This is a genomic window from Flavobacterium sp. 25HG05S-40, from assembly GCF_052654735.1.
This window is the reverse complement of the sequence record NZ_CP199750.1, coordinates 2,776,349-2,792,145: the sequence shown is the minus strand read 5'-3', so window position 1 is coordinate 2,792,145 and position 15,797 is coordinate 2,776,349. Positions and strand designations below refer to the sequence as shown.

At 37.7% G+C, this 15,797-nt stretch carries 9 protein-coding genes and 1 rRNA gene; 2 read left to right on the top strand and 8 right to left on the bottom strand.

Features of this window, described 5'->3' with window-relative positions; translation table 11 throughout:
- Positions 1-91: 91 nt before the first annotated feature.
- Positions 92-201 (top strand): 5S ribosomal RNA (rrf, locus tag ACULEU_RS12130).
- A gap of 1,084 nt (positions 202-1,285) precedes the next feature.
- On the opposite strand, the gene ACULEU_RS12125 is transcribed toward rrf, so the two are convergent.
- From ACULEU_RS12125 to ACULEU_RS12110, 4 genes are all read right to left on the bottom strand, one after another.
- Positions 1,286-1,813: a helix-turn-helix domain-containing protein gene (locus tag ACULEU_RS12125; RefSeq protein WP_445452836.1), complete on the bottom strand. Its 528-nt coding sequence runs from the start codon at positions 1,811-1,813 to the stop codon at positions 1,286-1,288.
- Positions 1,814-2,119: 306 nt separating this feature from the next.
- Positions 2,120-4,624 carry a T9SS type A sorting domain-containing protein gene (locus tag ACULEU_RS12120; protein WP_445452835.1) on the bottom strand — a complete coding sequence of 835 codons (2,505 nt, stop codon included), beginning with the start codon at positions 4,622-4,624 and terminating at the stop codon, positions 2,120-2,122.
- A gap of 239 nt (positions 4,625-4,863) precedes the next feature.
- A complete protein-coding gene (locus ACULEU_RS12115; protein WP_445452834.1) occupies positions 4,864-5,409 on the bottom strand; it encodes a hypothetical protein in 546 nt (181 codons plus the stop codon).
- A 223-nt stretch (positions 5,410-5,632) separates the two neighbouring features.
- On the bottom strand, positions 5,633-7,477 hold the full coding sequence (locus tag ACULEU_RS12110; protein WP_445452833.1) for a leukotriene A4 hydrolase C-terminal domain-containing protein: 1,845 nt from the start codon (positions 7,475-7,477) through the stop codon (positions 5,633-5,635).
- Positions 7,478-7,578: 101 nt separating this feature from the next.
- Here ACULEU_RS12110 and ACULEU_RS12105 point away from each other — a divergent pair, with 101 nt between their 5' ends.
- Entirely contained in the window at positions 7,579-11,130 is a 3,552-nt protein-coding gene (locus ACULEU_RS12105; RefSeq protein ID WP_445452832.1) for a T9SS type A sorting domain-containing protein, read from the top strand.
- 64 nt (positions 11,131-11,194) lie between these two features.
- Here the strand turns inward: ACULEU_RS12105 and ACULEU_RS12100 are convergent, their stop codons facing one another.
- The 4 genes from ACULEU_RS12100 to porV all read right to left on the bottom strand — a co-directional run bounded on the left by ACULEU_RS12100 (position 11,195) and on the right by porV (position 15,769).
- Positions 11,195-12,856 carry a pyruvate dehydrogenase complex dihydrolipoamide acetyltransferase gene (locus ACULEU_RS12100; protein WP_445452831.1) on the bottom strand — a complete coding sequence of 554 codons (1,662 nt, stop codon included), beginning with the start codon at positions 12,854-12,856 and terminating at the stop codon, positions 11,195-11,197.
- A gap of 2 nt (positions 12,857-12,858) precedes the next feature.
- Complete coding sequence (pdhA, locus tag ACULEU_RS12095) at positions 12,859-13,860, bottom strand: pyruvate dehydrogenase (acetyl-transferring) E1 component subunit alpha (protein ID WP_445452830.1); 1,002 nt, start codon at positions 13,858-13,860, stop codon at positions 12,859-12,861.
- A 140-nt stretch (positions 13,861-14,000) separates the two neighbouring features.
- Entirely contained in the window at positions 14,001-14,483 is a 483-nt protein-coding gene (gene cdd / locus ACULEU_RS12090) for a cytidine deaminase (RefSeq protein WP_445452829.1), read from the bottom strand.
- Positions 14,484-14,578: 95 nt separating this feature from the next.
- Positions 14,579-15,769 carry a type IX secretion system outer membrane channel protein PorV gene (gene porV, locus ACULEU_RS12085; protein WP_445452828.1) on the bottom strand — a complete coding sequence of 397 codons (1,191 nt, stop codon included), beginning with the start codon at positions 15,767-15,769 and terminating at the stop codon, positions 14,579-14,581.
- Between the last annotated feature and the right edge of the window lie 28 nt (positions 15,770-15,797).

Sequence of the window (15,797 nt, the reverse complement as noted above, 5' to 3'; positions counted from 1 at the left end):
ATTTGCAGCGAAGCTGCAGTCTTAAAGGCGAAAGTCCAAAGTCCGAAAGGTAACTTTAGACTTTATGACATTCGACTTTAGACTTACAACTTAAGGTGGTTATTGCGTCGGGGCTCACCTCTTCCCATTCCGAACAGAGAAGTTAAGCCCGACTGCGCAGATGGTACTGCAGTTATGTGGGAGAGTATGTCGCCGCCTTTTTTTTGAAACCCTATTCATTTATTTGGATAGGGTTTTTTGTTATGTATTATTGGCGAACTAAAGTTCGCGTACCTGAAGCCCACTGGGCTTCCTCCTCTTAATATCAAATTCTTAATATCAAATTGCAGTTATGTGGGAGTCCCGATAGCTATCGGGAGTCGCCGCCTTTTTTTATGGAAAGCCTATTCATTTATTTGGATAGGGTTTTTTGTTATGTATTATTGGCGAACTAAAGTTCGCGTACCTGAAGCCCACTGGGCTTCCTCCTCTTAATATCAAATTGCAGTTATGTGGGAGTCCCGATAGCTATCGGGAGTCGCCGCCTTTTTTTAGAAACCCTATTCATTTATTTGGATAGGGTTTTTTGTTATGTATTATTGGCGAACTAAAGTTCGCGTACCTGACTGCCACTGGTAGTGCTCCTCTTAATATCAAATTCTTAATATCAAATTGCAGTTATGTGGGAGTCCCGATAGCTATCGGGAGTCGCCGCCTTTTTTATGGAAAGCCTGTTTCGAAAGAAACAGGCTTTCTTGTTTTTAAGCGGTGCGGCGCAGTCACTGCGTTCGTGTCGCCGCCTTTTTTTTAGAAACCCTATTCATTTATTTGGATAGGGTTTTTTGTTATGTATTATTGGCGAACTAAAGTTCGCGTACCTCACTGCCACTGGCAGTGCTCCTCTTAATCTCAAATTCTTAATATCAAATGTCGGGGCTCACGGCTGACCATTCCGAACAGAGAAGTTAAGCCCGACTGCGCAGATGGTACTGCAGTTATGTGGGAGTCCCGATAGCTATCGGGAGTCGCCGCCCTACCTGTCGGCAGGCAGGCTTTTTTTTGACCCGAACGAGGTGAACTGGCGAAGCAAAACCTCATTCATTTATTTGGATGGGGTTTTTTGTTTGTGGTTATTGGCGAACTAAAGTTCGCATACCTGCTTAACGGTTTACCTGCCGAAGGCATGGCAGGCAGGCTTTTTTTTGACCCGAACGAAGTGAACTGGCGAAGCAAAACCCTATTCATTTATTTGGATGGGTTTTTTTTATAGGTTTGATAAATTACAACTACTTGAGGTCATGGAGCTTTATGTAATTTTTTGGAGTTGCGAATGGAGTAATAATTTTTCCTGTTGCAGTAGTTCTTCTTTTAAGCGCAGCTCTGTTAGATGAGCCAAACCGGATTTTTCTAAGGCATACTCGGCTTTCCAAACTATAATTTCTAACAGTTCTATATCGAGTGCTTCTTTAGTAGTGGGATGCGTTGTAAGATAGTCCACGAGACCGATAACGGTTATGTTGCTGTTGTATTTTCTCTCTGCAAGGGCTATCTTTTTACCAATTATATACTGCTCGTCTTCATTCTTCCTTAACTGTTTCTCTAAGTATTTTTTCTTCAATTCTTCCTGTACGGTAAGAAGGTGCTGTACTTTAGGTCCCTTGCCCTCAAATTTTAAAAACGCCAGCATTTCCGCTAATAACTGTTTCGCTTTAAGGGGCAGATTGCGTTTCTTAGACTCATACATGGACCACTGGGTAGGGTGCACGTTTAATAGCAGCGCCATTTGGCCTTGTGTAAAGCCTAATAGTGAGGAGTGAGTGGTGTCTTTTTTCATGATGAAGCGTTTAACATAGTGGTGTGGATTTTTTATAATCAAATATTTTGCCACACTTTGTGTGTGAAAATCTAAAATAAAATAGTTTTCACACAATGATGTTAATTTTTTTGACTGATGCTGTTTTGAGTACAGTCAGTTTGTTTAGGGTTCTAACTTGTGGGAGATGTAAAGTAAAATGATGGTTAACTACAAGAAAGGATTGACTTCGTCGAATCTTTGGTTTTGTGAGGTAGCGGGGTGGGTATTAGTAAGTACTTAACCACACGAAAGGATTCGTGCGGCAGCGGGGGAATAGATATATTATTATTTTTTAATTATTTTGTATGTACTTTTAGAATGCAAATTCAGGTCTTCAACAACAAATAAATACATTCCGCTTACTAAAAATGATAAATCTATCATATTATTTGAAGTTTTCTCTTCATTTATCAATTTACCATCTAATGTAAATAATTGTAATTTGTAATCTATATTATTTTCTCCATTCCAATTAATAGCATTAGTAAATGGATTAGGATACATTTTTAGATTCAAACTATTATTAGTTTCATTTACATTAAGCGTATTTGAAGAATTGATGTAAACGGATACCATACCACTAACAAAATTTGGTTTATTGACAAATAAATCTTTTTTATTATCCCCATTGTAATCGAATAATAATAGATCTGCTCTTGATTGATGATAGGTTTCAAAAGAGTCGATATCCAATTTTACAAAATTTGTAAAATTGGATGTTCTATAATAAAAAATATCACTTGAGTAGGAATTTGAATTATAATTCGTTGCATAGATTTCATATTTCCCATCTCCATCATTATCGTCAAACTCTATGTCATGAATATTAATGTTATCGATAATAATTTTGTAAAAATTATTTTGGCCATCATTTCTATAGAATAAAAAAGGCCTTGCGCTTGTGCTGTATATAAAAAAATCTAAATCGCCATCTTGATCCAGATCTTTTATTTTAATACTTCCATCACCATAGCTATCTGTTAAACTTGCTAAACTTGTCGCTGAGAAAATGCCATTCTGATTTTCAATTAAAATTACTTCATAATGGTTTGAGTTGTTATAATAAGTTTCACCTAGCATCAGTATATCAGCACTACCGTTATTATTAATATCACCAAAAGCGAGTGAAACAGTAGTAACCGAATTGGGATTATTGAAAGATAGGGGTTGAACGTTTCCAAAGTCAATACCATTGTTGTTTTTTGACCACCAGAGTTCATTACCGGTACTAAACGGATTTTTTATAAAAAGTATATCATTAAATCCGTCGTTATCGATATCTGCAAAAAAGATTCCTGAGGTTAACGCAGGGATTGAAACATTTTGTATATATGTAAAATGATCATTACCCAAATTCTTAAAAACTTTAGCGAACATTTCTGAGGTTTTGTAATCAATTACATCACCCAAGCCATCATTATCAAAATCCATGATATAATTCAAAGTGTACGTAGATGCATTTGGGTTCGACATTACACTGATTAAATTTTTTATAGCACCATGTTCATTATTAACCATCTTTTTGTAATAACCTAATCCGTTTTGTTGCCCAATACAAACATCCTCCAAACCATCGCCATCCATATCAATTGCAGTAAAATTATCTGTGTTAATAGTTTGTTGGTAACAGATTGTCTTATCTGATAAATTATCAATATCATAATTTACAAGGAGCATGTTTTGGGAATTAAAATTTGAAGAAAATAAAAAATCAACCCTTCCACTATTGTTAAGGTCTGAAAATATAAAATTATTCAGGGTAAATATATTGATGTTAAAATTAGGCAATACGATTTCTGCATTGCTAAAAAGCCCATTATTAATAGTGAATTTATGAATATTGGATTGATTTTGCGTTGATTCCAAAGCAATATACACATCGTATCTGCCTGGACTAATACCTTTTATATATACAGAGCGACTATTGTTGGAATCAGTGTAAAATGGGATGTTTTGCACAACAGGCAGGTCACTTAAAACCACAATTTGATTAGTAGCTGTATTTAAGCCAAAATATTTAACCCAAATGGCACCATTTTTCCAATATAAGATATCTTTGTATCCATTTCCGTTTATATCGAGTACGCCAAATTCTTCAAAAGGCGCAGCCACTATATTCAGTGCAGTTGGATTAACGAAGTTTCCGTTATTGTTCAGGTAAATTTTCAGGTAACTACTATCTACTATATATAAGTCAAAATCCCCATCATTATCAAAATCATCAATTTTGTAAATGGAGGCAAAACTACCCAATGCATATAAAAACTGTTGAGGCAAAAAACCACCATTCTGATTGTTTAACAGCACATGGGCGTTATTTTGAACATCCTTTACGATTAAGTCAATAAATCCATCGTTGTTATAATCGAATTTAATGGGTGAAATAGTATATGAACCGGAAAAATTTATCAACGTTTGCTGATTACCAAATGTGTCATTTTGTAAATTATGTAAGACACCAATTGTATTAAAGGAATAATAAGTAATTAAATCTGGATAACTATCATTATTAATGTCTAAAGAGATAATCGGACTTACGTCGTTCGATATAAATTTCGGCAATTTTACATTTAAATCTCCGTTTTCATTTTTTTGAAGTAATACATTGTTTTGGTTACCTGTGACATATTTTATTACGTCAATATCATTATCATGATCAAAATCGTCAAAAATAACATTATTGCTTAACGAATCACGGTCGTAAATGTTAACTTTTTGATTAAAGTATATTTGTCCGTAAATTGGATTTATAACAAACCATACAAAAACTAAAAATGCTTTTCTATTCATAATATTGATAATTAATATATTCTATTTCACTAAATATGATTTTTTTAAACTAAAATCATTAAAGTAGTGATACTTTGATTAGCCATTTTGATTAAAATATTTGCCAACGTATCGCCGTTTTGCGAAGTGGCGACTTTTTCAATAATTTGTTTTAAAGATAAGCAAAATTTCAACTTAGTAATTTCCGGCTAAGAAAAACAAAACCAGCCATTGCGCCAAACGGCTGTTGGCAGTTGTTTTTATTTTTCTGTTAGCTTTTCATTTACAATAAGTCTCCATTTCTCTATAACTTGATTTTTTGATTTTGAATTATGAATCTCATGTTTTAATTTTTCATAATTTATTATAATAGGTTTGACTTCTTTTTTTAATTTCTCGAAAGGTATTCCCTTATCATCGTTAGCGTACTTTAGAACTTTAATTTTTTTATTTATCTTTCTTGAATATACTTCTGATACATCAAACAGAATTTTTTGAAATTCCATCTCTGCTTTAATGTCTTCGTTATTAGTGTCTTTTATCCAAGATTGACTTTTGTCAACAATTGCGTAAGCTTTTGATTCACCGAAAGAGTTAGATTTTAAGTAGATTCCATGCCAAATACATACATCATCATTAGAATTTACATTTGGCCTTAGTTCAAAATCAGTGACTTTTAATTCGTTCGTTTTTTCCCATACAATAAAATTTCTGAAACGATATACAGCCATAATATCCTCTCTTATAAGGTAAAGATAAATTGCTAATGGAATTGTCAAAAATAAAAGTAGTTTTTTAAGTTTCATAGTCTAAAATTACTGCCAACTTACCGATAAGTGTTACAAACGTATATTAATTACGCTAATATAAGAATAACATCTATTCGCTAATGGATTATGAGAAAGGGATTCTTTCTTTGTCGCAAGGACTGCGTGAGGGATAGCAGCAGCTACAATGTAGCGCGGATAGCCCGACCCCTTCTCGTCATTTTTGACGAGAAGGGGTCACGCCCTAAAAATAGATAATCATTTATTGTAACACTCCGTCTAAAGCTTCCACCGTTGTGGCATGATATCCCGGTTTTGCTTTGGCATAAATGGTCTTTGCCCAAACTTTCCCTTCGTTGGTTTTTACCATTTCCTTGTATAACGGCATGAGGGAGTAGGTTCTGCTATAAGAGGTCAGGAATAGTTCAATGGCGGGGTAGGCGAAGGTATACTGATGTTGAATTGCCGGAATAAACCATTGACGGCGAATGACAAAATTGCCACCATTCGTAAAGTTGAATTCTTTATCGATAGCGGTCATTTCTTCGACGGTCAAATCTTTGGGTAGGTAGTCAATGAAATGGATTTTTTCGTTGGTAGATTTTATTTTTTGGCTCAATCCTTGAATGCCGGTTGTTCTCCATGTTTTCTGGATGTTGTCGATGGCAATGAAATCTTCGGATATAGGCACGGTCACGTTTGAGGGAATGCCAGGTTTGTGAATCCATTCCTCCAGTCTTATTTTGGCGGCTAACTCTTTGTTGCCTTTGATTAGGTTTTTGTTGAAATAGTCTACAAAATCTTCGGTGGTGATCGATTGGAAGGCATGAGCCTTGAAATAGTTGGTAATGAATTTGTCAAACCTATCTCGACCTACAGCCGCTTCGATAGTTTGGAGAAAAGCATAGCCTTTTTCGTAGGGAATGTCGCTGAGTCCGTCATCAGGATTTTTTCCTGAAGTGTCTACTTTTAGTCGGGTATCCGGGCTGTCTTTTCCAAAATCTACCAAGCAATTTTCCAATACTTTTCGACTCAAGACATCCTGCATTTGGGCTTCGTCTAAGCCGTACACCGCTTCGCCTATACGATGTTCTACATAGGTAGTAAAACCTTCGTTAAGCCAAATGTCATCCCAAGTTGCGTTGGTTACCAAATTGCCACTCCAGCTATGACCAAGTTCGTGTGCTAGCAAGCTCGTTAAAGAACGATCGCCAGCTAAAACAGTTGGTGTTAAGAAGGTCAGATTTGGATTTTCCATGCCTCCAAAAGGAAAACTTGGTGGTAAAACGATGACATCATATCTTCCCCAACGATAAGGACCAAATAATTTTTCGGCAGCTACTACCATTTTGCCCAGTTCGGCAAATTCCCATTTGGCTTTGTCAATTACGGAATGTTCCGCATAAACGCCGGTTCGATCATCAATGGGTTTGAAAGTGACATCTCCAACAGCAATGGCCATTAAATAAGACGGAATCGCTTTGTCTTGTTTGAAGGTGTAGACACCGGTAGTATTTTTTTGTTGTGGATTCACAGCACTCATTAATGCCATCAACTCTTTCGGAACAGTTACTTTAGCGTCATAAGTGAAACGTACGCCAGGCGAATCTTGACACGGAATCCAAGTACGCGACCAAATACTCTGACCTTGAGAAAACACAAACGGGTGCTTTTTATCGGCAGTCTGTTCCGGTTTTAGCCATTGTAAAGCCACACTGTTTTTGGTCGTACTATAATAGATGTTTACTTTGGTCGTATTAGGTTCGATAGTAATGTGCAGCGGTTTTCCGTGAAATTCAACTGCTGTACCGAGTTTGAATGGGGTTTCTTTTTCGTCATCGCCTAAAGTCACTTTGGTAATATTCAAAGTATTTTCATCGAAGATGATTTCCGTTCCTTTTGAGGTATTTTCAATGGTCCAAGTAGCTTTACCGGAAATGGTTTGGGTACCAAAATCGACTTTAATATCCAAATCCAAGTGCTTGGCAACGGCTTCGTTTGGTTTTGAAAAAGAGTGTGCGTCTTTTACGAATTCGTGTTTTGGGGTGGTTTCTTTTTGGCAGCTTATCAATAGGGAGATGACAGCGATGGCAAGGATGTTCTTCATTTTTGGAGGTGCATTTTGTTTCAAATGTAAATTACGTCAAAATATTTGTTATCACAGAATTATCTAAAATGTTTTTGTAGTTTTGGGAAAACTCTTATGTTATGAAAACAAAGTTATTATTTGTATTCGCCTTTTTAGCCTTTCAGGTTTCTTTTGCCAAAGTTGTAGTGGCGCCAATTGCTCCAACTATTTCGCCATTACAATATTGTGATCCGAATAATGATGGATTTGGGGAATTTGATTTTGCCACGACAACTGCCTTTATACTTTCGGTACAATCGGGGACTGCTTCGGATTATGAGGTAACGTATCACTCGACGCTTAATGATGCGGAAAACGGTGTTGCCTCATTGCCTAGTCCTTACTTTAACAGTAGGCCATGGAACCAAATTGTTTATTACAGGATTGAGAATGTGATTACCAGTGAATATGCTGTGGGGAATTTGAACCTGAATGTAAATCCGACGCCGGTAGCCACTACTCCTGTTGATTTAGTCTTGTGTGACTACAATAGTGATGGCTTCGAAATTTTTAATCTTACTACTTTAATCCCTGAAATTTTAGGGGGATTTAATCCGTCAAACTATACTGTAACTTTTTATCATTCATTGGTCAGTGCCAATGCGGGCGTAGGAGCAATAGCTCCAATAAATGTCTACACCGGGACTAATGGAGAAGTTATTTATGCAAGGCTCACCAATAATGCGACGGGTTGTTATGATGTGGTGAGTTTTCAGTTGCATGTTGAAGCGATACCATTGGCTATACAGCCTAATTATCCTGAATATGCACTTTGTGACTTGGAGCAAAATGGTATTGGTTATGAAACTTTTGATTTAGGATCAAGAATCAGCACTGTTCTTATGGGGCAGACGGGTATGGATGTTACTTTTTATCCAAGTCTGGTTGATGCACAAAATGGAGTTGCCGAAATTACCAATCTTTTATTTCAGAATACGATTCAGTATGTCCAGACTCTGGGTATCAGGATAACAAATATGGCAACAGGATGTTATACCCTGTCGACGATGGATATTAGAGTGAATCCATTGCCTAACTTAGTACCACCGCCAGCACCTTACACTATTTGCGATACTAACAGTGATGGATTTGCAGTTTTTAATTTGACTACTTTGCTACCTGATTTAACACAGGGAGATGCCAATATCAGTATTACTTTCCATGAGACGTTGGCGGAGGCAGAAATTGGAGGTATGTCGATAGCGGCTCCTTCATTTTACATCAACATAACCCCATTTACACAGACACTTTATGTTAGGGGAGAAGATCCGGATACCGGCTGTGTTTCTATTATACCCATAAACATCGTGGCGAATCCGTCACCGCTTACACCAATATTATTGGATTCCATCATGGTTTGTGATAGTGATTCCAATCCACAAAGTGCCAGTACTCTTTTTAATTTAACAATAGCGATACCTGATATCCTGGCGCAACAGCCCTTGCCGTCTTCGAATTACACAGTAACATTTTATAACAGTTTGGTTTCAGCTTCATCGGGAATAAGTGCGATAATATCATCAACCAATTATTTTGGGACCAATGGAGAAACTGTCTGGTGTAGAGTGGAAGCAAATACAACAGGATGCTATGCTGTTGGGAGCTTTCAGTTGATAGTGAATACCCCTTTGTCTTTAACAACGCCAACACCACTTACTGTTTGCGATGATGATGTTAGTCCTAATAATCAATATACCACTTTTGACCTCACAGTTAAAGATGCTGAAATCACCCAAGGTCAACCGAGTTATGTTGTAACTTATTATCCAAGTCTGGCACTAGCACAAGTGGGGAATTCCGCTATGGCTATTCCAAACCCAAACGCCTATGCAAATGCTATTTCGGCAATTCAGACTCTTGGTGTACAAGTAACTAGCCCATTTGGTTGTAAAAGCGTAACTACCTTAGATATTAGGGTTTTGCCAGTTCCAACACCAATTGTAAATCCGCCTGCATTGGTTCCGCAATGCGATGTAAACAATACAGGAGATATGCTCGAAACGTTCGATTTAACGGTTAATCAAGCTTATATGACGAACGGAGATCCAAGTTTAGTGTTCCACTATTTTCGTACTACGTCTGATGCAGTATCAAATACTAATGAAATTTTGACTCCGACAGCTGCTGTTGTTGGAGACAATGTTTGGATAAGGGTAGAGAATACTAGAATAGATTTTTATGGGAATAATTGTTATGTCTTGGTTGAGCAGCCTTTGACAGTTAATCCGTTGCCAATAGTGGTTCAGCCGTTACCACCTTACAGGATGTGTGATGATAATAGCGACGGCATAGCCACATTTGATTTAACTAATCCACTATTGACTCAAATGATATTGGGACCAAGTCAATTACCGACAAATTATACAATAAGTTATTATCTGAGTGCAGCTGGAGCCAATCCGTTTACTAATACAGGAGAAATGCCATTGCCAGCGAGTTTTACAAATGTGACATCCTATATACAGAGCATTTACATCAGAGTAGTAAACAATTTTACAGGATGTGTTAATGCTACAGGATTATTAGATTTAGTAGTAGAACAGCAAGCATTAGCTTCTGCTCCACTATTTTACGCAACCTGTGATGATGATGCTAATCCCTATGATGGCGTTGTCGGTGTTGACCTTAATCAGTTTACAACAACCGTATTAGGAGGACAGAATCCGTCGATATTTTTGATAAGCTATTATATAGTTGATCCTACCATCAATACGGGAGCATTACCTTTAACAGCGGCTGATATAGCCAATTATCAGGCTGGGCCTGGTACAGATACGGTTTGGGTTAAGGTAGAGAACAGTAGTAACTCAATCACACCATTATGTTATGCCATCACCACCATAAATATTAGGGTGGAGCGCAAGCCAAATCCAGTTATTACTACAAATAATGGACTTAGTACAGTATATGTCAACCCCGTCAATGGTGCTGTAGTTCAGTCACTTTTGCTCGATTCATCGGTAGCCGGCAATTATACTTATGAATGGTATCTTAATGGTATTGTGGTTGGAACTAGTTCAGCTTATTCGGTAAATACAGCAACGCCTAATAATGAAAGCAGGTCTTATAGTGTACGTGTTACAGATAATAGTAGCCTAGGCTGTTCTGCTATATCTTTAGATTTTGTTGTATTTCAATCAGATAGTATACCTCCGCCATCTGGTTTAATTTCTCAAACATTACCAGGAGGTTCAACATTAGCCAATATTATGGTTAGCGGAACCAATGTTCAATGGTATTCAACGGCTACTAATCGGAATCAAACTTCAACTCCATTACCATTAAATACTGTACTAATTGATGGTACAACTTATTATGCTTCACAAACTATTGGGGGAATAGAAAGCGCAGAGCGTTTGCCTGTAACTGTGTATCTTACATTAGGAGTAGATAATCCTGAAATTTTTCCAATTCAATATGCACCAAATCCTGTGAAAGATAACCTTACATTGCAATCAACACAAGTTTTAAAATCGGTTATCGTGTATACGATGCTGGGGCAAAAAGTATTGGAACAAAATTATAATAGTACTGAAGCAGTTATTGATTTATCGAGATTAAGTTCAGCAAACTACATTCTGAAAGTCGAGGGCGATGTTGGTCAAAATACTATCCGTATTATCAAAGAGTAATAAATAAAAATCCCATTCTAAACAGAATGGGATTTTTTTATGATTGATTTTTAAATAGCAAGAGTTATGCTAACATGGTAACAGGATTTTCTAAATACTGTCTCAACGTTTGCAGGAATTGAGCTCCTGTAGCCCCATCAACCGTACGGTGATCGCATGCTAAAGTAAGCATCATGGTGTTTCCAACTACTATCTGACCATTTCTTACTACTGGTTTTTCTTCGATAGCGCCTACTGATAAAATAGCTGAATTTGGCTGATTGATGATCGATGTGAATGACTGAATGCCAAACATGCCTAAGTTAGAAACGGTGAAGGTACTTCCTTCCATTTCAGATGGTTGTAGTTTCTTAGCTTTTGCTTTTCCGGCTAAATCTTTTACGCTACCACCAATTTGGGTTAAGGTCATTTGATCTGTAAATTTCAATACAGGAACCACTAATCCATCTTCAACGGCAACAGCCACACCAATATTTACATGATGATTGATGATAATAGCATCAGCCTGCCATTGTGTGTTCACTTTTGGATGTCTCTTCAATGCCATTGCACATGCCTTAATGACCATATCATTGAACGATACTTTGGTGTCAGGAATAGTATTGATGGCTGCACGAGATTTCATAGCTTCATCCATAGCCACTTCTATCGTTAAGTAGAAATGAGGGGCTGTGAAAATCGATTCAGAAAGGCGAATGGCAATGGTTTTACGCATTTGCGAATTCTTAACTACCTCTGTAGATGTTTCTCCGGCTGGAACAAATGGTCTAACAGAAGTTGTCGGTTGCTGGTTGTCGGTTGCCGGTTGTTGGGTTTGGTTTGAAACCTGAGCCGAAGGAGTGAAATTTTCAACATCACTTTTGGTGATACGACCGTTTTCACCAGAACCTTTTATTTGGGAAAGATTGATGCCTTTGTCTTTAGCAATTTGTTTGGCTAATGGAGAGGCAAAAATTCTATCCGTAGAGCTGGAAGCTGTAAGTTGGGAATTTGATGTATTGTTTGTAGCTTCCGAAGTAACCGCTTCTTCTGTTGCTTTCGGTGCTGGAGTGGAAGCACCACCTTTTTTATAATTTTCGGCTATACCTGAAACGTCTGTTCCTGCTGGACCAATAATTGCTAAAACGCTATCCACGGGAGCGGATTGTCCTTCCTGAATTCCGATAGACAATAAAGTACCGGCATTGAAAGATTCGAATTCCATAGTAGCTTTATCCGTTTCGATTTCGGCCAAAATATCACCTTCTTTAACTTCGTCACCCACTTTTTTCAACCATGTTGCTACGGTTCCTTCTGTCATAGTATCGCTAAGACGAGGCATGGTAACTACTACAACTCCTTTTGGTAAAGATGTCGCCGCTGGTGTTGATTCTGATTTTGCTTCTATTGGAGCTTCCGTTTTTGATTCGGTTGGAGCTGTCTCAGTTTTTGGAGGTTCTGAAGCAGCCGGAGCTGCACCACCTGCAATCATTGCGGAGATATCTTCTCCTTCTTTTCCAATGATGGCCAAAAGGGAATCCACTGGTGCAGTTTCTCCTTCCGGAATTCCTATGTATAATAAAGTACCGGCATTGAATGACTCAAATTCCATAGTAGCTTTATCTGTTTCAATTTCGGCAAGGATGTCACCTTCTTTTACCGTATCACCCACTTTTTTAAGCCAGGTTGCAACAGTTCCTTCGGTCATCGTATCGCTCAAGCGAGGCATTGTGATTTTAGTTGCCATAATTATAGTCTGTGAGGGATGAAAGGATAATTTTCTTGTTCGTAAACCACATCATACAATTGTTGTGCTTCCGGGAAATCAGATTCTTCGGCAAATGTGGCACATTCTTCTACTAAATCCTTTACGCGTTCATCAATAGTTTCAATTTCTGCTTCTGTAGCATAGTTTTTTTCCTTGATGATATCCAAAACTTGCGTGATTGGGTCGATTTTTTTATACTCTTCTACTTCTTCTTTGGAACGGTATAATTGGGCATCGGACATAGAGTGACCTCTATATCGGTAGGTTTTCATTTCTAAGAAAGTTGGGCCATCTCCGCGACGGGCTCTCTCCATAGCTTCATGCATAGCTTCGGCAACTTTTACCGGATTCATTCCGTCTACCGGTCCGCAGGGCATTTCATATCCTAGACCTAGTTTCCAAATATCTGTATGATTGGCCGTTCTTTCTACAGAAGTTCCCATTGCATATCCATTGTTTTCGCAAATAAAAACTACCGGAAGTTTCCACAACATCGCCATATTGAAGGCTTCGTGCAAAGAACCTTGACGTGCTGCGCCATCACCAAAATAGGTTAGCGTTACACCACCGGTTTCAAAATATTTATCGGCGAAAGCCATACCGGCACCCACTGGAATTTGAGCTCCAACAATACCATGACCTCCGTAAAATCCGTGTTCTTTTGAGAAGATATGCATAGAACCACCCATTCCTTTGGAGGTTCCCGTTACTTTTCCAAGCAACTCCGCCATCACTTTCTTTGGGTCAACGCCCATACCGATAGGTTGTACGTGATTACGATAAGCCGTAATCATTTTGTCTTTTCCTCCTAAGTTCATGACGTGCAATGCACCTGCAAGAACAGCTTCTTGACCGTTATATAAGTGAAGAAATCCTCTTACTTTTTGTTGAATATAAAGTGCTGCAAGTTTGTCTTCAAACTTTCTCCAAAATAGCATGTCTTCATACCATTTTAAATATACTTCTCTTGTTACTTCTTTCATGGTTTACTTTTTACTAAAGCGTTATTAAGTTGTACATTATATTTCAACGCAAAACAGTTCACTCACTCACAAATTTGCGAAAGGCAAAAGTAAAACATTCCGACTAAGAAGTAAAATTTAAAAGAGTAATTTTTGCCTTGCTATAGGAAGTTTTTATCGAAGCTAAGCGGTAATAAATTTTTAATTGAATCTGATTTGTAAACTTCACCAGTTTCACCCATGAAATAGATTTCGATTGGTGTATTTTGTTTGAATTCATATTCAGATATGGATTGTCTGCAGCCACCGCATGGAGGAATTGGTGATTTTGTTTGATTATTATCTGAAGCCGCAGAAATAGCCATTTTGATGATTTTGGCTTCGGGGTAAATAGCACCCGATTGAAAAATAGCCACACGTTCTGCACATAGACCTGATGGATAGGCGGCGTTTTCTTGATTAGAGCCTAAAACTATTTTTCCGTTGTCTAAAAGCAGTGCTGCACCAACCCTGAATTTGGAATAGGGAGCGTAGGCATTTTTTCTTACTTCAACAGCTTTCTCCATTAATGATTTAACATCCAGTGGAAGTTCTTCAACAGTTTCAAAGGCGGTGAACGTGGTTTTTATCTCTACTTGTTTCATTCGATTTTCAAAAGGTTATTTCATTACTTATTGAGGAAAAAAAATCCAAATCTCATGGTTGAAATTTGGATGTTATTTTTATGGTTTACTAACTGTTAATAATCTTCGTATTTGTCACCAAAGTTAAACGATAATGAGAAACGAAGTGTGTTTTCCAATGGGTTTTTCACTTTTGACGCAGAGAACAAATACGACACATCTACTTTTACGATGTTATATTTGAATCCAGCTCCCAAAGAGAAAAACTTTCTAGCCCCTTTTATTGGGCTTTCGTGGAAATATCCTAAACGGAAAGCAAAAGAGTCTTGGTATAAATATTCGGTACCAATTGAATACGTAAACTCTTTAAGTTCTTCGCTAAATCCACCTGGAGCATCGCCAAAAGAGGAGAAAATCCCCGAAACCCAGTTGATTTTATTGTAATCAGCAATGTTTTGGTCTCTTAAATCAATTTCTTCTTGTGTAGTTACCAAGCCGTCTCCATCTAGGTCGGCGCTTTGAGGTGTTGGAACCAAAAGTTTGGTAAGTTCAATATTTAAAGACACTCTGTTGAAATCGTCAAGAATAAAGTCATATCCACCACCAATTCGCATGTTGGCCGGTAAGAAGTTGGCACTGCTGTCGTCTGATTGACCAGCGTCATAATTGATTTTTGGCCCCATATTTTGGAAATTAAATCCGAGACGTAAGCGACCATTAAAATCTGAGAATGCCGCTTCCTCACCTTGATAATATCCAGAAATATCAACGGCAAATGAACTTGCTGGTTTTGCATCGCCAGAATCGCCAGTTGGGATTCTTAATTGTGAGCGGATGTATCTTCCGGCAACTGACATAGCGAAGCGCTCACTTAAATGTAACGAGTAGGAACCATCCAATGCGAATTCATTTGGTTTCACTATTTGAGGTACATCGTCAGCATTTTGTCTTAATTCGATTTCACCTAAGCCAAAGTAACGAATACTACCTGCAAAGGCACTTCTTTCTCCTATTCGGTTGTAATAGGTAACCTGAGCTAATGAAATATCGTTAACTAAATCGGTTAAATAAGGAGTGTAACTTGTTGTAAAGCCTTGTTTGTCGATAGAAAAAGCATATTTGGCAGGATTCCATTGTTGTGAAAAGGCATCAGGTGAAGTGGCTACTCCCTGATCTGCCATTCCCGCTGCACGAGCATCAGCTGCTACCAAAAGGAAAGGAACTCCGGTAGTAATTACACGGCTGTCTTGTTGGGCATTGGTAAGAAGTGAGGTTAATAGAATAAATAAAAGGGCTATTTTTTTCATCGTCATTTTAATAAAAGTTAACAAATAT